Source organism: Bradyrhizobium nivariense, from assembly GCF_029846695.2.
In the GTDB taxonomy this organism is placed as follows: Bacteria; Pseudomonadota; Alphaproteobacteria; order Rhizobiales; family Xanthobacteraceae; genus Bradyrhizobium.
This window is the reverse complement of the sequence record NZ_JARWCR020000038.1, coordinates 1-25,538: the sequence shown is the minus strand read 5'-3', so window position 1 is coordinate 25,538 and position 25,538 is coordinate 1. Positions and strand designations below refer to the sequence as shown.

General features: G+C 65.0%; 19 protein-coding genes. 10 read left to right on the top strand and 9 right to left on the bottom strand.

What is annotated here, in order from left to right; genetic code table 11:
- The first annotated feature begins 23 nt into the window (after positions 1-23).
- The 3 genes from QCM77_RS26960 (at position 24) to QCM77_RS26950 (ending at position 2,816) form a co-directional block, all read left to right on the top strand.
- On the top strand, positions 24-998 hold the full coding sequence (locus QCM77_RS26960; RefSeq protein WP_279661636.1) for an ABC transporter substrate-binding protein: 975 nt from the start codon (positions 24-26) through the stop codon (positions 996-998).
- Positions 999-1,273: 275 nt separating this feature from the next.
- On the top strand, positions 1,274-2,278 hold the full coding sequence (locus QCM77_RS26955) for an SPFH domain-containing protein (RefSeq protein ID WP_279661637.1): 1,005 nt from the start codon (positions 1,274-1,276) through the stop codon (positions 2,276-2,278).
- 94 nt (positions 2,279-2,372) lie between these two features.
- Positions 2,373-2,816 (top strand): NfeD family protein, encoded by a 444-nt coding sequence (locus tag QCM77_RS26950; RefSeq protein ID WP_279685622.1) that lies wholly within the window; start codon positions 2,373-2,375, stop codon positions 2,814-2,816.
- 61 nt (positions 2,817-2,877) lie between these two features.
- Here the strand turns inward: QCM77_RS26950 and QCM77_RS26945 are convergent, their stop codons facing one another.
- Positions 2,878-3,216 (bottom strand): winged helix-turn-helix transcriptional regulator, encoded by a 339-nt coding sequence (locus QCM77_RS26945; RefSeq protein ID WP_279685621.1) that lies wholly within the window; start codon positions 3,214-3,216, stop codon positions 2,878-2,880.
- A 72-nt stretch (positions 3,217-3,288) separates the two neighbouring features.
- Here QCM77_RS26945 and QCM77_RS26940 point away from each other — a divergent pair, with 72 nt between their 5' ends.
- Complete coding sequence (locus QCM77_RS26940; protein ID WP_279685620.1) at positions 3,289-3,840, top strand: carboxymuconolactone decarboxylase family protein; 552 nt, start codon at positions 3,289-3,291, stop codon at positions 3,838-3,840.
- A 107-nt stretch (positions 3,841-3,947) separates the two neighbouring features.
- On the opposite strand, the gene QCM77_RS26935 is transcribed toward QCM77_RS26940, so the two are convergent.
- Positions 3,948-4,958 carry a KpsF/GutQ family sugar-phosphate isomerase gene (locus QCM77_RS26935; RefSeq protein ID WP_279685619.1) on the bottom strand — a complete coding sequence of 337 codons (1,011 nt, stop codon included), beginning with the start codon at positions 4,956-4,958 and terminating at the stop codon, positions 3,948-3,950.
- 191 nt (positions 4,959-5,149) lie between these two features.
- Between QCM77_RS26935 and QCM77_RS26930 the strand changes: the two genes are divergently transcribed.
- Positions 5,150-6,901, top strand: a complete 1,752-nt coding sequence (locus QCM77_RS26930) for an outer membrane beta-barrel protein (RefSeq protein WP_279685618.1) — start codon at positions 5,150-5,152, stop codon at positions 6,899-6,901.
- 12 nt (positions 6,902-6,913) lie between these two features.
- Complete coding sequence (locus QCM77_RS26925) at positions 6,914-7,180, top strand: hypothetical protein (RefSeq protein ID WP_279661647.1); 267 nt, start codon at positions 6,914-6,916, stop codon at positions 7,178-7,180.
- Positions 7,181-7,405: 225 nt separating this feature from the next.
- On the opposite strand, the gene QCM77_RS26920 is transcribed toward QCM77_RS26925, so the two are convergent.
- Complete coding sequence (locus QCM77_RS26920; RefSeq protein ID WP_279661649.1) at positions 7,406-8,857, bottom strand: glutamate synthase subunit beta; 1,452 nt, start codon at positions 8,855-8,857, stop codon at positions 7,406-7,408.
- Positions 8,858-9,012: 155 nt separating this feature from the next.
- Positions 9,013-13,746: a glutamate synthase large subunit gene (gltB, locus tag QCM77_RS26915; protein ID WP_279685617.1), complete on the bottom strand. Its 4,734-nt coding sequence runs from the start codon at positions 13,744-13,746 to the stop codon at positions 9,013-9,015.
- 491 nt (positions 13,747-14,237) lie between these two features.
- Here gltB and QCM77_RS26910 point away from each other — a divergent pair, with 491 nt between their 5' ends.
- Positions 14,238-14,996: a hypothetical protein gene (locus QCM77_RS26910; protein WP_279661652.1), complete on the top strand. Its 759-nt coding sequence runs from the start codon at positions 14,238-14,240 to the stop codon at positions 14,994-14,996.
- 226 nt (positions 14,997-15,222) lie between these two features.
- Here QCM77_RS26910 and QCM77_RS26905 read toward each other — a convergent pair whose 3' ends face one another.
- Both QCM77_RS26905 and QCM77_RS26900 read right to left on the bottom strand, forming a co-directional pair.
- Positions 15,223-15,993 carry an alpha/beta fold hydrolase gene (locus tag QCM77_RS26905; protein ID WP_279661653.1) on the bottom strand — a complete coding sequence of 257 codons (771 nt, stop codon included), beginning with the start codon at positions 15,991-15,993 and terminating at the stop codon, positions 15,223-15,225.
- Between the two features lie 304 nt (positions 15,994-16,297).
- Entirely contained in the window at positions 16,298-16,759 is a 462-nt protein-coding gene (locus tag QCM77_RS26900; RefSeq protein ID WP_279661655.1) for an Hsp20 family protein, read from the bottom strand.
- A gap of 220 nt (positions 16,760-16,979) precedes the next feature.
- Between QCM77_RS26900 and QCM77_RS26895 the strand changes: the two genes are divergently transcribed.
- Positions 16,980-17,927 (top strand): alpha/beta fold hydrolase, encoded by a 948-nt coding sequence (locus tag QCM77_RS26895; RefSeq protein ID WP_279661656.1) that lies wholly within the window; start codon positions 16,980-16,982, stop codon positions 17,925-17,927.
- A gap of 182 nt (positions 17,928-18,109) precedes the next feature.
- On the opposite strand, the gene QCM77_RS26890 is transcribed toward QCM77_RS26895, so the two are convergent.
- Positions 18,110-20,875 carry a di-heme-cytochrome C peroxidase gene (locus QCM77_RS26890; protein ID WP_279661658.1) on the bottom strand — a complete coding sequence of 922 codons (2,766 nt, stop codon included), beginning with the start codon at positions 20,873-20,875 and terminating at the stop codon, positions 18,110-18,112.
- Positions 20,876-21,049: 174 nt separating this feature from the next.
- Positions 21,050-22,846 carry an adenylate/guanylate cyclase domain-containing protein gene (locus QCM77_RS26885; RefSeq protein WP_279685615.1) on the bottom strand — a complete coding sequence of 599 codons (1,797 nt, stop codon included), beginning with the start codon at positions 22,844-22,846 and terminating at the stop codon, positions 21,050-21,052.
- 245 nt (positions 22,847-23,091) lie between these two features.
- Between QCM77_RS26885 and QCM77_RS26880 the strand changes: the two genes are divergently transcribed.
- Positions 23,092-23,724: a LysE family translocator gene (locus tag QCM77_RS26880; protein WP_279685614.1), complete on the top strand. Its 633-nt coding sequence runs from the start codon at positions 23,092-23,094 to the stop codon at positions 23,722-23,724.
- Between the two features lie 6 nt (positions 23,725-23,730).
- Here the strand turns inward: QCM77_RS26880 and QCM77_RS26875 are convergent, their stop codons facing one another.
- A complete protein-coding gene (locus QCM77_RS26875; protein ID WP_279685612.1) occupies positions 23,731-24,483 on the bottom strand; it encodes a sulfite exporter TauE/SafE family protein in 753 nt (250 codons plus the stop codon).
- Positions 24,484-24,572: 89 nt separating this feature from the next.
- On the opposite strand from QCM77_RS26875, the gene QCM77_RS26870 reads away from it, so the two are divergent.
- Positions 24,573-25,463: a LysR substrate-binding domain-containing protein gene (locus QCM77_RS26870; RefSeq protein ID WP_279685611.1), complete on the top strand. Its 891-nt coding sequence runs from the start codon at positions 24,573-24,575 to the stop codon at positions 25,461-25,463.
- The last annotated feature ends 75 nt before the right edge of the window (positions 25,464-25,538 follow it).

Here is a 25,538-nt window from a genome sequence, read left to right as displayed (position 1 = left end):
AGCCTGGATCTGATGAGCGCCCCATGAACCGCCGCGAGATTCTGGCGCTTCTTGGGACCGCGGCGTTGCCGGCCGCAGCGCTGGCGCAGCAACCGGATGCGACGCGGCGGCTCGGCGTGCTCTCGGTCACTGCGGCCGACGATGCGATCGGGCAGACGCGTAGCGCCATCCTGGTCGAGGCGCTCGCCGGTCATGGCTGGAAGGAGCACGCTAGCCTCAAGATCGATTGGCGTAACGGCGGCGGCGACCGCGCGCGGATCGCGCAACTCGCCGACGAACTCGTGGCGCTCAAGCCCGATATCCTGCTTGCGGTCGGCACGCCCTCGGTGGAGGAGCTGCGCCGGCGCACCACGACGATCCCGATCGTTTTCGCCGTCGTCACCGATCCTGTCAGCCAGGGCTTTGTCCAGAATCTCGCCCATCCCGGCGGTAATATCACCGGCTTCACCGATTACGACGGCCCGCTGGCCGGCAAATGGCTGGAGATGCTGACGCAGGTCACGCCAAATCTGTCCCGTGTTTTCGTCGTCTACAATCCCGCCACCGCGCCATTCGCACCCCTGATGCTGCGCACGATCGAGGACGCTGGCCGCGCGCTCCATGTGATGGTGGAGCCCGCGCCGGTCCATGACACGGCCTCGATCGCCGCCCTGGCCTCGCGGAAAGACGGCGGCCTGCTGGTGCTGCCGGACTTCTTCACCATGGCCAACCGTGCGCATCTCCTGGCGGCGATCAGCGAAGCGCGCGTGCCGGCGGTGTTCTGGAGCCGCACCTTCGTCGACGAAGGCGGGCTGATGTCCTACAGCACCGACAGCGCCGAGCAGCTCCGCCGCGCCGCCTCCTACATCGACCGCATCCTGAAGGGGGCGCGAGCGGCCGACCTGCCGGTCCAGAATCCCACCAAGTTCGAGCTGGCGATCAACCTGAAGACGGCCAAGGCGATCGGCGTCACGCTTCCGCCAAGCCTGCTCGCAACCGCGAACGAGGTCATCGAGTAGGATTTGGCTGCGACCGCCGGCATGGCTGGATTCGTTGATTTTCGCCGATAGGCCTGCGCCTGCACGCTTTCAAGAGCGTTTCGCAAATACATAATCGCGGCCATTCCCTCTCCCTAAGTCTTGTGTAGAATCGCGCCGATGCCGAAATTATCCGCGACCGCTGCACCCATCGCTGAACCCTTCTGAACCCTTCTGAACCCTCGGGGCCGTGATCCCGACCAATGACAGCGCGGGAAACGGTTTTTCCCGCCAACTTTTTCCGCCCTGGAGGAAATATGAGCGGTTTCGACATTTTCGCGATTGTTCTGGTTTTGCTCGTCATCGTCACGCTGGTTGCCGGCGTGAAGACGGTGCCGCAGGGCTATGACTGGACCATCGAGCGGTTCGGCAAATACACTCAGACGCTGAGCCCCGGGCTCAATCTGATCGTGCCCTATTTCGATCGCGTCGGGCGCAAGATCAACATGATGGAGCAAGTGATCGACATTCCCGAGCAGGAGGTAATCACCAAGGACAACGCCACCGTGACGGTCGACGGCGTAGCCTTCTTTCAGGTGTTCGACGCCGCCAAGGCGAGCTACGAGGTCTCCAATCTGACCCAGGCCGTCACCGTGCTGACCATGACCAACATCCGTTCGGTGATGGGCTCGATGGATCTCGACCAGGTGTTGTCGCACCGTGACGAAATCAACGAGCGCCTGCTGCGTGTGGTGGATGCCGCCGTCTCGCCCTGGGGCCTCAAGGTCAATCGCATCGAGATCAAGGACATCGTGCCGCCGGCAGACCTCGTCGAGGCGATGGGCCGACAGATGAAGGCCGAGCGCGTCAAACGCGCCGACATCCTTCAGGCTGAAGGTGCACGCCAGTCCGAGATCCTGCGCGCCGAGGGTGCCAAGCAGGGCCAGATCCTCCAGGCGGAAGGTCGCCGCGAGGCCGCCTTCCGCGACGCCGAAGCACGCGAGCGGTCGGCGGAAGCCGAGGCCAAGGCGACGCAGATGGTCAGTGAAGCCATCGCCAAGGGCGACGTCGCGGCGCTGAACTATTTTATCGCCGACAAGTATATCAAGGCGTTCGGCCAGTTCGCGGACTCGCCGAACCAGAAGATCATCATGCTGCCGATCGAAGCCACCAGCATGCTCGGCTCGCTCGCCGGCATCGGCGAGATTGCGAAGGCGACGTTCGGCGAAAGCGCAGCGTCCGCGGCCGCTGCCGCGCGCCGCGGCGGCTCGGTGCCGTCGTCCAGCCCCACGCCGCCGGCGGTGCCGCCGCGGCAGGGATAGTCATGGTGCATGCCCGGACCCGGAGGGCCACGTTAGTGCAAAGTGGACACCGGTTTTCCGATAAGGACATGCGCCACTACAAAGAGGTCGTGTCATGACCGACATGTTCGTATCGCTCGGCACCTGGAACTGGCTGATCTTCGGCTTCATCCTGATGGCGCTGGAGGTGTTGGCGCCGGGAGTCTTCCTGTTCTGGCTCGGGCTCGCCGCGTTGCTGGTCGGTCTGATCTCGTTCGCGGTCGCGATGTCCTGGCAGATCCAGCTGGTGATGTTCGCGGTGTTCGCCGCTGCCGCCGTGCCGGTGTGGCGCCGGCTCGCGCGGTCGAAGCCGGATGCGAGTGCAAGCCCCTTCCTCAACAAGCGCGCGGACGCGCTCCTGGGCCGTGAGTTTACGCTGGAGAAACCGATCGTCGACGGCAACGGCACCATGCGTATCGGCGACACGGTGTGGCGCGTCGCCGGCCCGGATACGCCGGCGGGGACGCGGGTGAAAGTGGTGCAGGTGGACGGCGCGAACTTGACCGTGGCGGCGGCGTAGCTGTTGCCCCCCCGTCATTGCGACTCGCAATGACGAGTTTGTTGGGACGGCATCGCCACATTCAGGCGCCGCTCTTGCTGCGCCACCTCTCCGCAAACCTGTGCAGCGGCATGAACGTCTCACACAGCTCCTGCCCCAGCGCCGTCAGCCCATAACCCCCACCTTCGCCCAGCTCCACGAACCCCGCCTCGCGTAGCTCGGTCAGCCGCGCCTGCAGCACCGTCGGCGAAGCCTCGTCGCAGGCGGTGCGCAAGCCGCGCGAGGTGAGGGGGGCGTCGCGCAATTCCCACAGGATCCGCAGGCTCCAGCGTCGCCCCAGGAGGTCGAGCAGCACCATGATCGGCCGCCCGGTACGCGAGCCACGGACGCTCCGCGATCTGGAAGCGGTCTGTTTCGCCATCGTCGCCCTCTTGCATGTTGCTACAAATAATGTAGCGTTGCGCTACAGTAAATGTAGCAAGGGAGACAACCAATGTCCCGGGCCCCGCCGCGCATTGCGCCGCTCACCCCGCCTTATCCCCCGGAGATCCAGGGGCAGTTCGACCGCATCATGCGCGGCGCCCCGCCGCTTGTGCTGTTCCGGGTGATGGCGGGCCACACCCGTGCCTGGGACAAGTTCCGCGCCGGCGGCCTGCTCGATCCCGGCCCGCTGTCCCTGCGCCAGCGCGAGATCATCATCGACCGCACCTGCGCGCTGAACGAGTGTGAATACGAATGGGGTGTGCATGTCGCGATCTTCGCCGGGCCGGCGGGGCTCAACGAGGAGGAGGTGCGTGCGACCGTGCGGGGCGATGCGGCGTCGCCGTGCTGGTCGCAGGCGGAGCAGTCGCTGATCGCGGCCGTCGACGCGTTGCATCACCGCGCGACGTTTGACGACGCCGAGTTCGCCGCGCTGTCAGCGCATTACGACGAGGCGCAGATCCTGGAGATCATGCTGCTGTGCGGCTTCTACCGCACGGTATCGTATCTGGCGAACGGGCTGCGGCTGCCGCTGGAGGAGACGGCGGCGCGGTTTCCGGCGTAGCTCCAACCGCTCGTCATTGCGAGGAGCTCGCGACAAAATTGCGTAGCAATTTTGCGCTGATGCGACGAAGCAATCCAGGCTGCCTCCGCGGAGGCAGCCGGCGCGCCTTACGCCACGCCCGCCCGCAGCAGATCGTGCAGATGCACGATGCCGACCACCTTGTCTGCCTCGGTCACGACCAGCGTCGTGATCTTGCTCGTGTTCAGCACCTCGATCATCTCGGTGGCGAGCATCGACGGCGGCACGGTCTTCGGCTGCCTGGTCATGATGTCGTCGACCGACGCCGTCAGCAGGTCGGGCCGCACCATGTGGCGGCGCAGATCGCCGTCGGTGATGATGCCGACGGCCTCGTTCGCCTCGTTGACGATGCAGACGCACCCCAAACCCTTGGCCGACATCTCCATCACCGCGTCCGACATCTTGGTGCCCTGCGGCTTGACCGGGATCTCCGCGCCGGTGCGCATGTAGTCGCGGACGAATTTCAGCATCGCGCCGAGCTTGCCGCCGGGGTGGAAATGCGCGAACTCCAGCGCGGTGAAGCCGCGGCCTTCGAGCAGCGCGATCGCGATGGCGTCGCCGATCGCGGCCTGCATCAAGGTCGAGGTGGTCGGCGCCAGATTGTGCGGGCAGGCCTCGCGCGCCTTCGGCAGCTCGATCACGATGTCGGCCGCTTGTCCAAGCGAGGACGCTGCGTTCGACGTCACTGCGATCATGGGAATCGCGAACCGCGCGGAATAGTTCACAAGCGTTTTCATCTCCGGCTGCTCGCCGGACCAGGACAGCGCCATGATGACGTCGTCGGCGGTGATCATCCCGAGGTCGCCATGGGCGGCCTCGGCGGTGTGGACGAAAAAGGCGGGCGTGCCGGTCGAGGCCAGCGTCGCCGCGATCTTGCGCCCCATGTGGCCCGATTTGCCGAGCCCGGTGACGATGACGCGGCCTTTTGCGTTACGTATCAGATCGACGGTCTTGGCGAAGGTCGCGCCCAACGGGCCGCGTAGCGCAGCGGCGAGCGCGTTGATGCCGCCGCTCTCCGTCTCCAGCGTGCGGAGGGCGGATTCGACGCTGTCGGGAATGGGGCCGGATGATGCGGTCATCAGCGGTTTCGAACTCGGCATGTTCAGGTCCAGGAAGGAGGGGCGTTCGCCCGTTGGCGCCTGCTTAGCACGCCGCGGCCTTCGAGGCGACGAGGGCGCCCCAACCCTCAACCGGTCGTTAACCATAATTGTTTTAACTCCATTAACGATGGTTCCCGCCGGTCAGCGGAGGCTATCGCGAAAGTATTTGATTTCGTTGGAGTTCTTTCATCGTGGGGTCGTCTCCAGGCACGAGCCGGAGCAAACGCGCGCTTTTTCTGCGCGCCGCTCTACCGTGTCTTGCGCTGACAGCCCTCGGAAGCGCCCCCGTGGCAGCCCAGAGTCTCACCCCCGACCTGTTCAGTCCCAACCGCGGTGGCTTCGCCTCGCCCGACACGCTGCCGACGCGCCGCACCGCGGGCGTGCCGCAGGCACCGTCGGATGCGCTGCCGGCGCTGCCCGATCCCAATGCCGATTTGCGCAAGCGCCAGCAGACGCCGGCGCGCCCAGGCCAAACCCCGACCAATCAGGTCCCGACCTATGGGCTGCCCGCCGCCAATGGCGCCAGCGCCTCCGGCTACGATTCGCTCAACCGCAAGCGGCTGCAGCCAAAGCTCTATCCCGGACAGCCGAAGCCGAAGCGCCCGGTCGGTCCCGGCTCGCCGGTGCCGCCGGCAACGCCGGATCGAACGCTCGGCCCGCCGCGCATCGCGCCGCCGCCGTCCGAGACCGCGCACAAGACGCCGGTGCCGCCGGCGATGGCCGGCAACGTGCCCGGCCAGCCGCTGCGCCGCCGCCTCAAGCTCGATGAGGATTCGTTCGGCGCGGTCGGCGACTATGCCGGCAGCTTCCTGATCAAGGGCGGGCTCGAGCTCTCCGCCGGCTACGACACCAACCCGGCGCGTTTGAACAAGCCGGTCGGCTCGCCGGCCTATGTGGTCGCGCCCGACCTTCTCGTGATGTCCGACTGGGAGCGCCACGCGCTGGTCGCCGATTTGCGCGGCTCGTTCTCAGGCTACACCAACAACATGCCGGCGACGATCGACGGCTTTGCCTCGCCGTCGCCGGTCGAGATCGATCGCCCCGATTTCAACGGCCATGTCGACGGCCGCTTTGACGTCAGTCGCGACCTCAAGCTGACCTCGCAATTCCGGCTGCGGCTCGCCACCGACAATCCCGGCAGCCCGAACGTGCAGGCCGGCCTGCAGAAATATCCGATCTATGCCAGCTATGGCGGCACCTTCGGCTTCGACCAGACCTTCAACCGCTTCCAGGTCGCGGCCGGCGCCACCGTCGACCGCACGGCGTACACGAACTCCAAGCTCACTGACGGCACGGTGTCCAGCAACGACGACCGTGACTTCAACCAGTATGGCGGCGTCGGCCGCTTCTCCTACGACCTCAAGCCGGGGCTGAAGCCGTTCGTCGAGATCGAGGGCGACACCCGCGTGCACGACCAGCCCGCTGATCGCAACGGCTACTTCCGCGACTCAAACGGCGGCTATGCCAAGGTCGGCTCGTCCTTCGAATTCTCGCGCATCCTCACCGGCGAGATCTCGGTCGGCTATTCCGCGCGCAATTATGTCGATCCGCGCCTCAGCCAGCTCGCGGGCTTCCTGACCTCGGGCTCGCTGATCTGGAACGCCAGCGGCCTGACCACGGTGAAATTCGCCACCGACACGCAAATCGCCGAGACCACGGTCCCCGGCTCCTCCGGCGTGCTGGTGCACACCTACGCCGCCGAAGTCGATCACGATTTCCGCCGCTGGCTGACAGCAGTGGGCAAGTTCACCTACGGCACCTACGACTACCAGGGCCAGAACCGCAACGATAAGACCTACTCGCTCGAAGGCAATTTGATCTACAAGCTCAACCGCAACATCTGGATCAAGGGCACGCTGCGCCACGACATCCTGGATTCGAACCAGCCGGGATCAAGCTCGCAGGGGACGGTGGTGATGCTGGGGGTGAGGATGCAGAATTGAGGGGAGGCCACTATGGCGGCTCGAATTACTTTGGACATCAACTCGGCCGGTGAATTCGAGCTATGGCTTAATCCCGAAGGCCGAGACCTTCTCGTCAAAGAACTGCTTGCCCTGAGTGAGACCAACGAGCACTTTCACTTGATGCCAAGTGAAGTAGCATCGGACGTCGAAGTTTCGACGCGTCCCTATCGACCGAACGACAAGCTTCTCGAATACGGTAAGGTGCTGTTCCGGCTTGACGAGTGGGACGCACAGCACTTTCCGCACGTCTTGGGCTAAGGCCCGCCGCTCTCGCCATCTACTCCGCCGTCATGCCCCGCGACCCGGCTACGCCAAGGCTTCGCCGGGGTTCAGGTCCAGGGGCGCCGAAGCTTTAGCGAAGGCGGCAGGCGGGGCATCCAGTACGCAGCGGCCTTTCAATAGACGGCAACCGTCTCGGAATACTGGATCGCCCGCCTTCGCGGGCGATGACAGCTCAGATCGTCGCAATCAGCTCGCTAAACCTCACCGCGGCAGATCCGTTTTCCCCATCAGGAACGTGTCGATCGACCGGGCACACAGCCGCCCCTCGCGGATCGCCCACACCACCAGCGATTGCCCGCGGCGCATGTCACCGGCGGAGAACACGTTCGGGCGCGAGGTCTGGTAGTCGAGCGTGTTGGCCTTGACGTTGCCGCGCGGGTCGAGTTCGACCGAGAGCATCTTGAGCAGGCCCTCGTGCACGGGATGGACAAAGCCCATGGCGAGCAGGATGAGGTCGGCGTCGAGATCGAACTCGGTGCCAGCGATCGGCTTGAACTTGTCGTCGACGCGCACGCAGTGCAGCTTCTTGACCTGGCCGTTCTCGCCGGAAAATTTTTGGGTCAGCACGGCGAATTCGCGGACCGCGCCCTCGGCCTGGCTCGAGGACGTCCGCATCTTCAGCGGCCAGTTCGGCCAGGTCAGGCCCTTGTTCTCGTGCTCGGGCGGGGCGGGCATGATCTCGAGCTGGGTGACCGAGAGCGCGCCCTGGCGCAGCGAGGTGCCGATGCAGTCAGATCCGGTGTCGCCACCGCCGATGACGACGACGTGCTTGCCGTCCGCCAAAATCTCCTGGACGCCGCCCAGCGGCTCGCTGGAGACGCGGCGGTTCTGCTGCGGCAGGAAATCCATCGCATAGTGGATGCCGTCGAGGTCGCGGCCGGGGATCGCCAGGTCGCGCGGGGCTTCGGCGCCGCCGGTCAGCGCCACGGCGTCGTATTCGTTGAGCATCTCGCGCGGATCGATATTGCCGTCGACACCGACATGGCTGTTGTAGTGGAAGGTGACGCCTTCACCTTCCATCTGGTTGACGCGGCGGTCGATGACGCCCTTCTCCATCTTGAAGTCGGGAATGCCGTAGCGCAGCAGGCCACCGGCCTTGGCGAACTTCTCGAACAAATGCACGTCGTGACCGGCGCGCGCGAGCTGCTGTGCGCAAGCCATGCCGGCCGGACCGGAGCCGATCACCGCGACCTTCTTGCCGGTCTTGACCGCCGCGATCTCCGGCTTCAGCCAGCCATTGTCCCAGGCGCGGTCGACGATCGCGCATTCGATGGTCTTGATGGTGACGGGGTTGTCGTCGATGTTGAGCGTGCAAGAGGCTTCACACGGCGCCGGGCAGATGCGTCCCGTGAACTCGGGGAAATTGTTGGTCGAGTGCAAATTGCGCGAGGCCTCTTCCCAGTTGCCCTGATAGACGAGGTCGTTCCAGTCCGGGATCTGGTTGTTGACCGGGCAGCCCGGCGTGCCGGGCGCGACCGAGCCGGTGCCGTGGCAATAGGGAATGCCGCAATTCATGCAGCGCGCGGCCTGGTCGCGCGTTTCCTTCTCGGAGAGGGGAACGACGAATTCGTGAAAATGCTTCACGCGCTCGGCAGCCGGGGTGTACTTGCGGTCATGCCGTTCGATTTCGAGAAAACCCGTGATCTTGCCCATTAAACCCGAAGTCCCTGCCGCTTAATCGTTTGTTCTGTCACCCCTCATCCCGAGGAGCGGCGCACTTGGCGTCGCGTCTCGAAGGATGAAGGCCCCGCTGATGGCCTCATGGTTCGGGACGCAGCTATCGCGCTCCTCACCATGAGGCCGTTTTATTACGCGCCGATCGCGATTTTCGGCTCGGCGTCCGCGTTGGCGGCCATTTCGCGCAGCGCGCGCCGGTACTCGACCGGCATCACCTTGCGGAATTTGGGCAGCCAGTCCTGCCAGTTGGCAAGGATGTCGGCGGCGCGCTTGGAGCCGGTTGCTTTCGCGTGGCGCGAGATCAGGACGTGCAGGCGCTCGACATCGGAGTCGAGCAGATTCTTGAACACGTCGACCCGGCCGTGCGCCTCGAGGTCACCCGAGTGGTTATAGGTGCCGGCGTTGATCAGCTCTTCCGACAGCACCGGCTCGAGCTCGACCATCGCCATGTTGCAGAGCTTGTCGAAGTCGCCGCTCTCGTCCAGTACATAGGCGATGCCGCCGGACATGCCGGCCGCGAAGTTGCGCCCGGTCTTGCCGAGCACGACCACGATGCCGCCGGTCATGTATTCGCAGCAATGATCGCCGGCGCCCTCGACCACGGCGACCGCGCCGGAGTTGCGCACGGCAAAACGCTCGCCTGCGATGCCGCGGAAATAGCACTCGCCATCGGTCGCGCCGTACATCACGGTATTGCCGACGATGATGCTCTCTTCAGGCACGATGGCGCTGTTCCTCGGCGGCTTGACGATGATCTTGCCGCCCGAAAGGCCCTTGCCGACATAGTCGTTGGCTTCGCCCTCGAGCTCGAAGGTGACGCCATGCGCGAGCCAGGCGCCGAAGGCCTGGCCGGCGGTGCCCGTGAGGCTGACATGGATGGTGTCATGCGGCAGGCCGGCATTGCCGTAGATCTTGGCGACCGTACCGGAGAGCATCGCGCCCGCGGAGCGGTTGGTGCTGTTGATCCCGGCTTCGATCTTCACCGGCGCGCCGCGGTCGAGCGCAGGCGTGGCCTTCTCGATCAGCGTGCGGTCGAGCACGGCTTCCAGATGATGGTTCTGGCGCTCGGAGTGATAGATCTTCTGGCCCTTCTCTTCCTTCTGCTTGACGAACAGTTTTGAGAAGTCGAGGCCCTTGGCCTTCCAGTGCGCGACCAACCTGGTCTGGTCCAGCAGCTGCACCTGGCCGATCATCTCGTTGAAGCTGCGGAAGCCGAGCGAGGCCATGATCTCGCGAACTTCCTCGGCGACGAAGAAGAAGTAGTTGATCACGTGCTCGGGCTGGCCGGTGAAGCGCTTGCGCAGGACGGGGTCCTGGGTCGCGACGCCGACCGGGCAGGTGTTGAGATGGCACTTGCGCATCATGATGCAGCCGGCCGCGATCAAGGGCGCAGTGGCGAAGCCGAACTCGTCGGCGCCGAGAAGCGCGCCGATCACAACGTCACGGCCGGTGCGGAAACCGCCGTCGACCTGGACCACGATGCGGCTGCGCAGCCGCTCGCGCACCAGCGTCTGGTGCGTCTCGGCGAGGCCGATCTCCCACGGTGAGCCGGCGTGCTTGATCGAGGTCAGCGGCGAAGCGCCGGTGCCGCCCTCGAAGCCCGCGATGGTAACATGGTCGGCGCGCGCCTTGGCGACGCCCGCAGCCACCGTGCCGACGCCGATCTCCGAGACGAGCTTGACCGAGACGTCGCCCGTCGGGTTGACGTTCTTGAGGTCGTAGATGAGCTGGGCCAGATCCTCGATCGAGTAGATGTCGTGGTGCGGCGGCGGCGAGATCAGGCCGACGCCCGGCGTCGAGTGCCGAACCTTGGCGATGGTCGCGTCGACCTTGTGGCCGGGCAGCTGGCCGCCTTCGCCGGGCTTGGCGCCCTGCGCCATCTTGATCTGCATCATGTCGGAGTTGACGAGATACTCCGTGGTAACGCCGAAACGGCCCGAAGCGACCTGCTTGATCGCCGAGCGCATGCTGTCACCGTTCGGCAGCGGCTTGAAGCGATCGGATTCCTCGCCGCCTTCGCCGGTGTTCGACTTGCCACCGATCCGGTTCATGGCGATCGCGAGCGTGGTGTGCGCCTCGCGCGAGATCGAGCCGAACGACATGGCCCCCGTGGCGAAACGCCTGACGATGTCCTTGGCCGGCTCGACCTGGTCGAGCGGCACGGGCTTGCGCTTCTCTTCGTCCGCGTTCTTGATCCGGAACAGGCCGCGCAGCGTCAGCAAACGCTCCGACTGCTCGTTGAGGATCTTTGCGAAAGCGCGGTAGCGTTCCAGCGAATTGCCGCGGGCGGCGTGCTGGAGCAGCCCCACCGACTCGGCGGTCCATGCATGTTCCTCGCCGCGGCTGCGATAGGCGTATTCGCCGCCGACATCGAGCGCGGTCTTGTAAACGAGAGCCTCGCCGAACGCGTCGGCATGGCGGCGCACGGCCTCTTCGGCGATCTCGGCGAGACCGACGCCCTCGACGCGGGTGTGCGTACCGGCGAAGAATTTTCCGACGAATTCCGCCTTCAGGCCGATGGCGTCAAAGATCTGCGCGCCGCAATAGGACTGGTAGGTCGAGATGCCCATCTTGGACATCACCTTCAGCAGGCCCTTGCCGATCGACTTGATGTAGCGCTTGACGATCTCGTAGTCGTCGAGCGGGCCGGGCAGGCGGTCCTTCATCGCGATGATGGTTTCGAACGCGAGATACGGATTGATCGCTTCCGCGCCATAGCCCGCGAGACAGGCGAAGTGATGCACTTCGCGCGGCTCGCCGGATTCGACGACGAGGCCGACCGAGGTGCGCAATCCCGTGCGGATCAGATGATGATGCACGGCGGCGCACGCCAGCAGCGACGGGATCGGAACCCGGTCGGTGCCGACCATGCGGTCGGACAGGATGATAATGTTGACGCCCTCGCGCACCGCGCTCTCGGCGCGCGCGCAGAGCTCGTCCAGCACCTGGTCCATGCCGGCCGCACCGAGGCCGGCGTGGAAGGTGGTGTCCAGCGTGCGTGACTTGAAGTGCGATTCCGCCACATCAGAGATCGAGCGGATCTTTTCGAGGTCCGCATCGGTCAGGATCGGCTGGCGCGCTTCGAGACGCTTGGTGGTGGCGAGGCCTTGCAGGTCGAACAGGTTCGGCCGCGGTCCGATGATCGAGACCAGGCTCATCACCAGCTCCTCGCGGATCGGGTCGATCGGCGGGTTGGTGACCTGCGCAAAGTTCTGCTTGAAGTAGGTGAACAGCGGCTTGGCCTTGGCCGACAGCGCCGAGATCGGCGTGTCGTTGCCCATTGAGCCCGCGGCTTCCTCGCCGATGGAGGCCATCGGCGTCATCAGGATGGTGATGTCTTCCTGGCTGTAGCCGAACGCCTGCTGGCGATCGAGCAACGACAGGTTGGAGCGCACGCCGGTGGTCGGCACCTTCGGCAGCTCTTCCAGCACGATCTGGGTCCGCTCGAGCCACTCCTTGTAGGGATGGCTCCGGGCGAGATCGGCCTTGATCTCGTCGTCGGGGATCAGGCGGCCCTGTTCGAGGTCGACCAGCAGCATCTTGCCGGGCTGCAGCCGCCACTTGGTGATGATCTGGTCCTCGGGGATCGTAAGCACGCCCATCTCGGACGCCATCACGATGCGGTCGTCCTTGGTCACGAGATAACGCGCCGGCCGCAATCCGTTACGGTCGAGCGTGGCGCCGATCTGGCGGCCGTCGGTGAAGGCGATCGCGGCGGGGCCGTCCCACGGCTCCATCAGCGCGGCATGGTATTCGTAGAAGGCGCGGCGCGTCTCATCCATCAGGGGATTGCCGGCCCACGCTTCCGGAATCATCATCATGACGGCGTGCGGCAGCGAGTAGCCGCCCTGCACCAGGAATTCGAGCGCGTTGTCGAAGCAGGCGGTGTCGGACTGGCCTTCGTACGAGATCGGCCAGAGCCGGTTGATGTCCTTGCCGTAGAGTTCGGAGCTCACCGAAGCCTGGCGCGCCGCCATCCAGTTGGTGTTGCCGCGCAGTGTGTTGATCTCGCCGTTATGCGCGATCATGCGGTAGGGATGCGCCAACGACCAGGCCGGGAAGGTGTTGGTCGAGAAGCGCTGGTGAACGAGTGCCAGCGCGCTCTCGAAATCCTTTTCATGCAGATCGGGATAGTACTTGCCGAGCTGGTCGGCGAGGAACATGCCCTTGTAGATCACGGTACGGCACGACATCGAGCAGGGGTAATAGCCGGCGAGGCCGCGGTCGCGGCGCTGATAGATCGCCTGCGAGATCGACTTGCGCAGGATGTAGAGCCGGCGTTCGAAATCGTCCTCGGTCTTGGCGGTGCCGTTGCGGCCGATGAACACCTGCATGCAGGCAGGCTCGGTCGGCTTCACGGTGACGCCGAGCGAAGAGTTGTCGGTTGGTACATCGCGCCAGCCGAGCAGCGTCAGGCCCTCTTCCTTGATCTGGTCGGCGATGATGCTCTTGATGACGTTGCGCCAGGCGGTGTCGCGCGGCATGAACAGCGCGCCGATGGCGTATTCGCCCGGATTGGGCAGCGCGAAGCCGAGCTCTTTCGCCTTGCGGCTGAAGAAGGCGTGCGGGATCTGCACCAGAATGCCGGCGCCGTCACCGGCGCGCGGATCGGCGCCGACGGCGCCGCGGTGCTCGAGGTTGCAGAGGATGCTCAGTGCGTCCGCGACGATCTCGTGCGACTTCTTGCCCTTGATGTTGGCGATGAAGCCGACGCCGCAGGAATCCTTTTCCAGGCTCGGATCGTAGAGGCCTACGGCCGGCGGGCGCGAATTGTGTTCTTGAATCGGATCAGTCGTTTTCGAGGCGACCGTCGCCGACAGTTGTTCTGCCACGATGTTTCCGCGCTCGACTTGCGACCCGTTCATGTCCTCGTCCTCTCCATGCGGCAAGCTGCCTCACCGCCATCTTCGGCGCAGCTTGGGCGTCCCGCGGCACCCGCTTCTGGGTCACCGCTCGTCCGCTAGCGAGCCGCATTTTCTTAAATTCAGGCCAAGGCGCTCTTCGTCCCCGAGAACGGCTTTGCCTGTTGCCTTCTTGGCGCTCGAAAGCACCGTCTTTCGTTGCAATCCCTATGCCGGAACCGCAAGCAAAATTGAGACAGTCTTCCTGTCGTAATCGTCACCTTGCCAAATTTTTGTCTATCACACAAGCGCGTGGAAGTCCCGATTCCCGAGGTGTCAATCATCGCTTTCCGCAAGCCGCGCGGCCCCGGTTTTGAAGCAAGCGCGCCCTGATCCGGCCCTGCCGACGCCGAAATCCCCAATGATGCTTCGGATCGACCCTTCGAAAGGCGCGCCACGCCGCCAGAAGCGAAAGAGCGCGAGACGTTCGGGGGCCTGACAGGAGCGTCTCGACCATGAAGTTTTTCACAGGATGTGTGGCCGCCGCCGCGCTGGCGCTGGCTGCGACTGCCGCTCAAGCGCAGGTTTTTGCGCAAGTTCCAGCGAACAGTATCGGGAGCGGGGCCGCTACTGCGGTGTCGGATTTCGACGGACCCTATGCGCCATCGGAGGCCGCGCCGCCACCGCCGCTGCGTTACGGCCAAGGCTACGGTTATGGCTACGAAGAACGCGGACCGGCCCCGGTGCTGCTGCCATCGACCGAGGTCTACGCGGTGCTGCGCGAAAACGGCTTCTCGCCGCTGGGCATCCCGCGCCTGCGCGGCAGCGTCTATACCATCGCGGTGATCGACCGCCGCGGTGACGATGGCCGGCTGGTGATCGATGCCCGCGACGGGAGAATTTTGCGCTTCATGCCGGCTGCTGACGCCTACGGCATGGCGCCGGGCTATGAACAGCCCGGGGTTGCGCCTTACCGCCCGCAAAGCGCGCTGCCGCCGCCGACCATGGTCCGCAGCGGCCCGCCACGCCCACCGGCCTCGATCCCGCATGTCGCCAGCCGCACCGTACCGCTACCGAAGGCGGCTCCGCCGCGCGGCGAGACGCCGGTCGCAGCCGCCAAGCCGGCGGAGCCTGCGACGCAGACCGCGGCCGTCGTGTCGGCAAAGCCCGCCGAGGCCGCGCCGCAAGCCATTGCTCCAACTGTCGGGCAGGCCAAACCAGTGCTACCGATCCTGCCGACGCAGGAGATGCCAGCCGCGCAAGGGTTGGATTAGGGGACGCGGCGCATCACACCAATGGTGTCGTCCTGGCGAAGGCCAGGACCCATACCGCGAGGTTTATCGATTGTGTGAGATGCCAGTACCGAACGACGAGTCTTCGCCAAACGTCCTCCTGGGGTAATGGCTCCCGGCCTTCGCCAGGACGACGTTGGGAGAGAGTGGGGCAAAACAAAAGGCGCCTGAGAACTCGGGCGCCTTTTGCATCCGTGACAATCGCCGCTCAGCTCCGCCCGTACCCCGCCGCTTCCAGGATCAAATTCGCGACCTCCTTCGGATGCGACACCAGCGAGAGATGGCCGGCGTCGAGCTCGATCGTGGTCGCGCTCATGCGCTTGGCGAGGAAGCGTTCGAGGTCGGGATTGATGGTGTCATCGTTCTTCGACACCGCGTACCAGCTCGGCTTGGAGTGCCATGCCGCTTCCGTGGTACGGCCGGAGAAGATCGAGGCCGCCGTCGGCCATTGCACCGCGTAAAGCTCCTTGGCCCGCTCCGGCTTCACGCCATTGGCAAAATACTTCAGGAAGGCGTCTTCCGAGAGTTTTGTGTAGCCGTCGCGCTCGACAATGCCGGCGCGCACCGGACCGGTCGGAAACTGCTTCGACAGCGCGACAAAATCCTCGTTCGCATCGGGGGCGCGCGCGGCGACATAAACGAGGCCGGTGACTTTCGGATCGGTGCCGACCTGGCTGATCACGGTGCCGCCCCAGGAATGCGCGACCAGCACGGTCGGACCATCCTGCTCGGCCAGCACGCGCTTGGTCGCCTCGACGGAGTCCGCAAGCGAAGACAGCGGATTCTGCACGGCCGTGACGTTGAGGCCTGCGGCCTGGAGGATCGGGATCACCTCGAACCAGCTCGAGCCATCGGCCCAGGCGCCGTGCACCAGCACGACGTTCTTGGCCTTCACCGTCTGCGCGGTCTGCGCGTGAGCGAGGCTGATGGGGGCCGCCAGCAGGCTCGCGGCGACGAAAAGGCTGCGCCAAAGTGTCATGATCGTTCTCCGTCTTGTTTTTGGATGCGATGTCCAAAGGACGGAGCGCGAGGCGGCGGCGTTACGCCGGGTCACCGTTCTGTGATGCGGTGCGGAAACTATCCAAATTACTGGCGTCGTCCTGGCGAAAGCCAGGACCCATTACCCCAGGGAGATGTTTGGCGAAGATTGGTCGTTCGGTATTGCTACCGCGCACGATTGATAGACCTCGCGGTATGGGTCCTGGCTTTCGCCAGGACGACCGCGGGAAAAAAACGCCCCGGGGCACCGGGGCGTTTTCGCAACTTGGCGGCTGTCGTTGTGCTTAGGCGGCGACCGAGTTCTCGATCACCTGGGCGCCCTGCGCACCGGCATTGATCGCGATCTGGCGCGGCTTCTTGGCTTCGGGGATCTCGCGCACGAGGTCGACGTGAAGCAGGCCGTTCTCGAGCGAGGCGTTCTTCACCTGCACGAAATCGGCGAGCTGGAAGGCGCGCTCGAAGGCACGCGCGGCGATGCCGCGGTAGAGCACTTCGGACTTCGAGTTCTCGTTGGCGACTTTCTCGCCCTTGATCGTCAGCGTGTTTTCCTTCGCGACGATAGAGAGCTCATCCTTGGCGAAGCCCGAAACCGCAACGGAGATGCGGTAGTCGTTCTCGCCGGTACGCTCGATATTGTAGGGGGGATAACCCGGGCTGCCGTCCGAACCGGCCTGGTCGAGCAGGTTGAAGAGACGGTCGAAGCCGACGGTGGAACGATAGAACGGGGTGAGGTCGTAGGTCCGCATGGTCAAGTCCTCCATTGAGCGACTGTTGGTAACCCGCCCGCCTATCGGGCCGGGCTTTAGTCTGTGTGCAGCCTGATGTTCCGGTTCCGAAACACTGGTAGCGGCCTGCACCATGGTGATATGGGTTCAGGGGAACGGCGTTCAAGAGGGCGGCTACTTGCGCCTTTTCGGCGCTCCCGCCCCCTGATTTGCAGCACTTCGCGCCCAAGCACTTCCAATCATGACGCTGGTCTCGATACCGTCCAATCCCGTTCCCGAAGACGTCGTCAGCGGCATCATCAAGACGCCCGATGGCGCCGAGCTGCGCTTTGCGCGCTGGGCGCCGCCGGCGAACCGCAAGGGCACGGTCTGCGTCTTCACCGGACGCAGCGAGCAGATCGAGAAATATTTCGAGACCGTGCGCGATTTGCGCGACCGCGGCTTTGCGGTGGCGATGATCGACTGGCGCGGGCAGGGTCACTCCTCGCGCCGCCTGCGCGATCCGCGCAAGGGCTATGTGCGCGACTTCGCCGATTTCGAGATCGACGTCGAGACCTTCGTGCAGCAGGTGGTGCTGCCGGATTGCCCGCCGCCCTTCTTCGCGCTCGCCCACTCCATGGGCGGCACGGTGTTGCTGCGGGTGGCGCATGCCGGCAAGCGCTGGTTCGACCGTATGGTGCTGTCGGCGCCGATGATCGACCTGCCCGGCCGCGCCACCTCGTTTCCGGCGCGAACGCTGCTGAAGTCGATGCGCATGTTGGGGATGGGCGGCCGCTATGTCCCCGGCGGCACCGACCAGATCACCGGGCTCAATCCCTTCATCAACAATCCGCTGACCAGCGATCCCGTGCGCTATGCGCGCAATGCCGCGATCCTGGAGGAGGATCCGACCCTTGGGCTCGCGTCACCGACGGTCGCCTGGGCCGATACCGCCTTCCGCGCCATGAACACCTTTAAAGGCAAGAACTACCCCTCCGAGATCCGCCAGCCGATCCTGATGCTGGCGGCCTCCAGCGACACCGTGGTCTCGACCGCGGCGATCGAGGAGTTCGCCTATCATTTGCGCGCCGGCTCCCATCTCGTGATCGCCGGCTCCAAGCACGAGATTCTCCAGGAGCAGGACCGCTACCGTTCCCAGTTCTGGGCCGCCTTCGACGCCTTCGTGCCGGGCACGCCGCTGTTCAAGTGAGAAGGCACCCGCGAAGGCGGTGCGCTCCCTCGGCCGCTTAGACGCAAGACCCTCATGGTGAGGAGCGCGGAACGCGCGTCTCGAACCATGAAGGCCCGGCTCTTGCCCGCGGCCATCCTTCGAGACGCCCGCCTTGTGCGGGCTCCTCAGGACGAGGGCGGCGTGCTTGGGACAGAGCTCCGCTACAGCGTCTTCAGATACTCGATCAGATCGTAGCGCTCGTTGTCGTCCTTGAACACGCGGCCGATCACGCCGGGACGTCTTTCCTCGCCCGGCTTGCGCTCGAAGGAATGGCCGAGCACGCTGTTGCCCTGGACCGGATCCTTTTCCGATCCCGCCGAGAACTCGGTTTCACCCATCTTGCACGTCTCGTCGGCGGTGACCGCAAAGCCGACGGTCACGGGATCATAGTCGCGGCGGCCCATGCAGAACTTTTGCGGGCGCTCGCTTGCAGGCTTCAGCAACCAGTAGAGAGACGGCACCGAGCCGTTGTGCAGATAGGGCGCGGTGGCCCAGATGCCGTTCAGCGGCCGCGCGCGATAGCGCGCTCCCCCAACCGGATTGAGGCAGTTCTTGCGCGCGAGATTCCACAATTTCGCCCGCTCGGCGTCCGGAGTCTTCTCGTCGTCCATCCATTTGCGGGCGACGAGGTCGACCACCGTCATGAGCCCGAGCGCATACACCATCTCGGTCGGCGAGCTCGCGGTCGAGACGTCGCATTGCCACCATTTCTGGAGGTCGGCCGTATTCACCTTCAGGAAGCCGGGCAAATCGACGATCCTGTTGCTGAGCACGAGCGATTGTTCGGGATCGGTCTTGATCTCGTCGAGGGGGATCGTGACCGCGTTCAGCACTTTGCTGTCGCCGCTCGGCTCCCAATGTCCCGACGACCAGAAGGCCGGGGTGTCGGTGGCCGGCAGATGGCATCCGGAACACATTTCGGCGTAGATCTTGCGGCCATTATCGACCTTCTTCTGATCAAGCTTCCAATGGTCGTCGAGGATCTGCGACGGCCATTTCGGCGCCAGCAGACCGCCGAACTTCGGACCGGTGGAGGGATCCGCAGGCTTGAACGGATCGGGCCCCCTGAGCATGTCCTCGATCCAGCCGAGCGTGTTGATATGAACCGAGGACCGCCACAGCCTGTCTTCCGGGTAGGCGTCGGACAGGTTGAGCAACGCCGTCACGCCGAGGGCTTCGCCGGCGTTGCGGATCAGCGGCTGCTCGATCGAGGCGTCGTACTGGGCGAACTTGAACCAGGGCACGGTCCAGATCGGGGGATAGCTGACCGGGGCGTCCTGGGCGTGCAGGTTCTTCTCGAATCCCTTAAGCCCGCTCAGCGCGAGATCCTGCGAAAAGACCTGATTGCCGATGCGATTGAGGGCGTCGAGACGGCCGAATCCTTCCTCGGTGTCACTCTGCTGCCTGCCGTTCCAGGTCTTCTTGCCTTCAATGGTCTTTTGCTGGGTTTTCGCCCAGTCGATCAGGAAGTTGCCGATCGCGCTGAGCTTCTGCTTGAGCGCGTCGCGCTCAGCCTTGCTGGCATCGGGGCCGAGCACGCGATCGGCAAAGCGCTGGAAGCGGAACGGAACGTACAGGGTGTACGCGATGGACAGGCCGGTGGAGAGCTCGAGCTTCTTCAGGTCGGTCATGGCCGGGCCGCCGTCGAAACGCACGTCCACGCCCTTGTAGTGGATCTGGCCGGTATGGCAGGCCGCGCAGGTCAACCCGATCTTGTCCTCTTCGCGTCGGCCGGTCGCGGGATCGCTGACCCCGGTCATCCGTGCAAAGCCGACCGGCAGGCCGTCGACGTTCTCCGCCGGCGTCCACCTGGTCGACCAGTCCGGCACCTGCGTCGTCTCGTAGACATTGGCGTAACCGAAGCGACGCAGCGTCGTCGCGTCGGTCAGGATCGACTGCGGGCTCGGGATGAAGCCGAAGCGCTCGAGATAGGCGCTGTCCTTCATCATGCCCGGTCGCGAGAACAGATGCAGGCGCGGCTGCTCCAGCGCCATGAACCATTCATAGGGCACCGGGAAGGTCGCGGTGCCCTGGCTGGCATGGTGGAACCAGTGCCGGTCCTTCAGCGACCAGTTCTGCTCGAGCCAGTAGGCGGCCTTCGTTTCGGGGACCGTGGGCAGGGGCGGCGGCAGCAGATTCACGAGAATTCCCTTTTGCGGCAGCATGGCGCGCACCTGGTTGGGGAATTCGGCGACGGCAACGAGCACGACGAGACCGAGGGCGACGAGCAGTGCCGCAAACTTGAGCGCGCCCCGCACCACGCGCTGGCAGGTCGACAGCACCGGCTGCGATACGAGCCGCTGGGTGATGCGAGCAGGGAATTGGCGCTCGTTGAACAGCGTGCGCACGTCGGCCACGCTGAGATAGCGGTCCTCACCCGCGCCCTTGCCCACGATCTTCAGGAGGATTGGCCATTCGAACTTCATCAGCAACGGATAGTACCAGCGCGCGGCGCTGCCGGCGCGCTTGAGGTTGTCGCGCATGAAGACGCCAATTTCCGAGGCGTTGAGACCGGGCTCAGAGCCGCCGCCGTTCGGATCCTGGTAATTCCGGCCGAAGCTCGCAAACCGCGCGAGCTCGTCCTCATCGACCTTGCCGTCGACGCCGAGGATGCGGGAGCCGGCGCCGCGCTTGTCGAGGGGGCCGCCACGCAGCGCGTCGAGCTGCGCGCCCGAAAATACGCTCTTCAGGATGTGACCGAGACCGTTGGCGATGAGCGCGACCCCGCGGACCTGGATGCGGGCGAAGGCCTTCTTCAGCCCGGTCTCGCCGCTCGCATTCGCGATCGTCTGCGACAGCGTGCCGAGCGGGACAGTCCCGCCGTCGACAAAGCCTTCACCGACGAGGCCGCGCAGGAATGGACAGGGATTGTTCGGCGAGACCTGGATCGAGGGGTCGAAGGGGGGCTTCGAAGCGGAGTCTTGCATGGCCCAAAATCCTGAAAACAGCGAATCGTGAAATACAGACGCGGCGATAGAGCGCGGAAAGTCCTAACAAACCGGCAGCACACATACTGCTTCAGCGTGTAGCGAAGTGTGGTCGAATTCACTGTCGTGTCAATAAAGGTGGACGGGAAATTGCCGCGTGGCCGCGGCTGGCCCTCAGGATTCGGCGACGCGTTTGAGGTCGCTCTGGACCAGGGTCAGTTTGCCGAGCGGCACGCCCGCATTCAGAAGTCCATCGCGGTAATGGGCGAGGTCCTCGGGCCGCTTCCAGTGGAAATTGCGCAAGTGACGGTCGACATTCAGGGTCGGGTAGTTACCCATGAGCACGCGGGTCGCCTCGATCGCCTCGCCGGCCCGCCCCAATTGCGCCAGCGCCGCGGCGCGGATCGCCAGCGCCTGCATGTGGTTCGGGTTGATGTAGAGCTGCTCGCGGGCCCATGACAGGGTCGCGTCATATTGGCCCAGCAGATAATGGCTGAAGGCATTCAGCGCGGCCCATTGGTAGCGCGGATCGCTGTTGTCGCGCTGCGCGGCCATCGAGAACAGCTCGATCGCCTCGCGGTGCTCGCCGATGACGAAATGGCAAATGCCGAGCACGCCGCGCGCGCCATTGTCGTAGGGGTTGAGCGCGACCGCGCGCTTGGCGGCGTCCATCGCGGCCTCGTAATGCCCCTCCATCGCATGAGCCCAGGACAGGCTCGAGAACGCAAAGGACGAGCGCGGGTCGAGCCGGACGCTGGTTTCGGCAAGCTTCATCGCCTCGGCCCACATCTCCCGCGTGCCCTTGACCCAGCCGAACTGGATGCTCTGGATCTGGATCGTGGCGAGATAGGCGTGTGCGATCGACAGTTTGGGCTCGAGCCTGATGGCCTCCCTGAACAGTCCGACGGCGGCGTTCAGGTCCTCCTTGGTCTGCCGGTAGTAGTGCGACAGCCCCTTGAGGAAGCGGTCCCAGGCGGTCACGTCGGTCGAGAGCCGCGCCGGCGCCGAGGCCTCGGCCCGGACGATCTCGGTGGCGATGGCGGCGGACAGGTTGGTGGTGATCTCGTCCTGCATCGCGAAGAGGTCACCGATGTCGCGGTCGTAGCGGCCGGTCCAGAGCTGCTCGCCGGTCTCCGGCGCGATCAGCTCGGCGGTGACGCGGATCTTGGCTCCGGCGCGCCGTACCGAGCCCTGGATCAGATAGGTGGCATCGATCTCCCGCGCGATCAGGCGGGTGCTGACATTGTTGCCCTTGAACACGAAGGTCGAGTTGCGGCTCAGCACGCGATAGAAGGATTGTAGCGACAGCGCGTGGATCAAATCCTCGGTCAGGCCGTCGGAGAAATACTCGTCCTGGGCGTCGCTGAGATTGGCGAAGGGCAGCACGCCGACGATCGCGGTGCGGTATTGTTGCGAGAGGGCGGACGTCTCCCTCAGCGCGGGCGCAAGCGCCGGCGCGCCCTCGTGCGTCCAGGTCCAGACCCTGACCGGATCCTTGATGTTCTTGAAGCGGTGGTTGCCGGCATCGACCAGCGGCACGGTGAGATGCTTGCTCGCCTCCCTGTAGGCCTTGGCCGAGATCGCGAAGCCGCCGGGGCTCGCGACCGATTCCATGCGGACGGCAATGTTGACGTCGTCGCCGAAGACCTCGTCCTCGTCGGCGATGACGTCACCCATATGGATGCCGAGCCGGAACTGCATGGCGCGATCGGCGGGCAGATGGTGATTGCGCTCCGCCATCAGCGTCTGCATCGCGATCGCGGCCTCGGTGGCGCCGACGATGCTCGGGAATTCCAGCAGGAAGCCGTCGCCGGTGTTCTTCACGACGCGGCCGCCGTGATTGAGGATGATGGGGTGGATCGCGCTGCGATGGGCCTTGAAGGCGGCATGGGTGCCGGCCTCGTCGGTGCCCATCATGCGCGAATAGCCGGCGACATCGGCGCAGACGATGGCAGCCAGACGTCTTTCCATATTCCGGAGCTCCAAGAGACTTGCAAGGGACTTGGAAGGGATCGAGGACCGGCCACGGCGTGGCAGTCGCCTCGAATCCCGCATTTCAAGAACCCTGCCTTTATAGAGCAGATGAGGCTGAGCGAAAGTATGATCCGCATTGCAAATTCGAGGTAAATCCTCCGCGATCCGGCGGTGGACGGGGACGAGCGAACCCACTATGCCGGCCCTGAGGACGACGGTTGGGCGGCGGAGGCACCTCACACATGCTGGGCATTCACGAAATCTGGCTCTTCGTCCTGTCGGGCGTGCTACTCAACATCACGCCGGGGCCCGATACGGTCTATGTGATCGGCCGCAGCATGCAGATGGGCTGGCGGGGCGGCGCGGCTGCGGCCTTCGGCATCAGTTGCGGCTGCTTTTTCCATGTTGCGGCCGCGGCGATCGGCCTTTCGGCCCTGCTGATGGCCTCGTCGACCGCGTTCTCGATCCTGAAGCTGGTCGGAGCGGCCTATCTCGTCGTGACCGGGCTTCAGATGCTGTGGTCGCGCCCGGTGCTGGCATCGGTCATCGACGAGCCGGTGCGGAACTCGCTGCGGCGGGTCTTCCTCCAGGGCGTCTTCACCAACGCCCTCAATCCCAAGGTCGCACTGTTCTTCCTGGCCTTCCTGCCGCAATTCGTCGCAGCCGATTCACCGCATAAGCCGCTCGCCTTCCTGACGCTCGGCCTGATCTTCATCTGCACGGGAACGCTGTGGTGCCTGGTGCTGGCGGCGTTCGCGGCAAAGGCCGCCAATCGCTTGCGGGCCTCCGAGGGCGCGATCGCCTGGGTCAACCGCGCGCTCGGGGGCCTCTTCATCTATCTCGGCATCCGCGTCGCCATGCTGGAGACGCGGTAACTTCCCTCAGACGAACTCCTTCAGCAGCACACTGCCGGCGAGATAAAGGCCGAGCAGGACCATCGCGATCAGGAACCAGCGGCGAAACGCTTCGGCCGGCATCCGCGCCCGCACCGTTTGGCCGATGAACATGCCGGCAAACGCGCAGGCCATGCCCACGGCGCCCGGCACGGCATTGGCCGGCGTCAGCAACCCGCCCGCGGTGAGGTTGAAGGCGAGCGCCAGTGTCGCTGTCGTGAAGAACACGCCGAGCGCCTGCACCAGCTCGTCCTTCTCCATGCCGATCGCCTGCATGAACGGCATCGAGGGGATCACCTGCACGCCAGTCGAAGCCGAGATCACGCCGGTGATCACGCCGACCACGCCGCCGACCCATTTCTCGTTCTGCGGCGCGACGCGGAACTGGAATTTGTTCAGGCCGATCACGGCGTAGAGGACGAGCAGGACGCCGAGCACGATCGTGCCGTAGCGGGCATGCGGGCCGGTCAGCGCGCCGGCATTGAGCCAGCACCCGATCACGGTGCCGATCATCAGCGGCCATAGCCGTCTCAGGATGTCGCGCAAATGTGGGCCGACAAAAGTCTGCCAGATGTTGGTGATGATGGCGGGCACGATCACGATGGCGATGGCGCGGCTGGGCGCCATGCTGACTGCGAGCAGGCCCATGGACACTGTCGGCAGGCCGAGCCCGACCACGCCCTTGACGAATCCGGCGATCAGGAAGACGGCGGCGATGAGAATCAGGAGCGGATCGATCATCCCTGCACATTGACCGAAGCCGCGCGCGGGCACAATCTGGAGGTTACGGAGATTGCCTTCGTTAGTGGCGAAGGCTGAGGAGACCAGCCATGCGCTTCGACCTCGTCGACCTCCAGCTGTTCATCGCGGTCGCCGACCAGCGCAGCATCACCCGTGGCGCCGAGCGGTCGCACCTGGCGCTGGCCTCGGCCAGCGCGCGCATCAAGGGGCTCGAGGACGCGCTCGGTGTCGCGCTGCTCAAGCGCGGACGGCGCGGCGTCGAATTGACCGCGGCGGGCGAGAGCCTGCTCGATCATGCGAGGATCGTCATCCATCAGATCGATGCCATGCGCGGCGATCTCGCCGGCTTTGCCAGCGGCGTGCGCGCCAGCGTGCATTTCCTCGCCAACACGTCGGGTCTGTCGGAGCATCTGCCCAAAGCTCTCGCAGGCTTCCTGCGCGAACATCGCGACGTCGCCATCGATATCGAGGAGCGCGAAAGCACCGACATCGCGGCCGCGATCACCGCGGGCGCCGCCGATCTCGGCTTCGCCGCCGAGCATGCGCTGCCCGACCATATCGAGCGCTTCGTCTTCAGCGAGGACCGTTTGACGCTGGTGACGTCCAAGCGTGGCCCGTTCGCCGGCCGCCGCCAGATCGATTTTCAGGAGGCGGGCGCTTGCGAATTCGTCGGGCTGACCAGCGCCACCGCGCTTCAGATGCATATCTCGAAGCACGCGGCCCGCCTCGGCATGCGTCCGCATTTCCGTGCGCGGCTGCGTGATTTCGACGCGATCTGCCAGATGGTCGCCGCCGATGTCGGCGTCGCGCTGGTGCCCGAAGCCGCCGCCCGCCGCTGCGCCAAACTGATGCCGCTCGCCATAGTCCGCCTGCGCGACGCCTTCGCCAACCGAAGGCTCGTGATCTGCGCGCGGAGTTTCAAGACATTGTCACGGCCGGCGAAGATGCTGGTGGAGCATTTGCGGGCGACGGCAGTGTGAGGGGATATGCGACGAACTTTCACACGGGCGGTCGGCTCCCTCTCCCGCTTGCGCTTGCGGGGGAGGGCTGGGGTG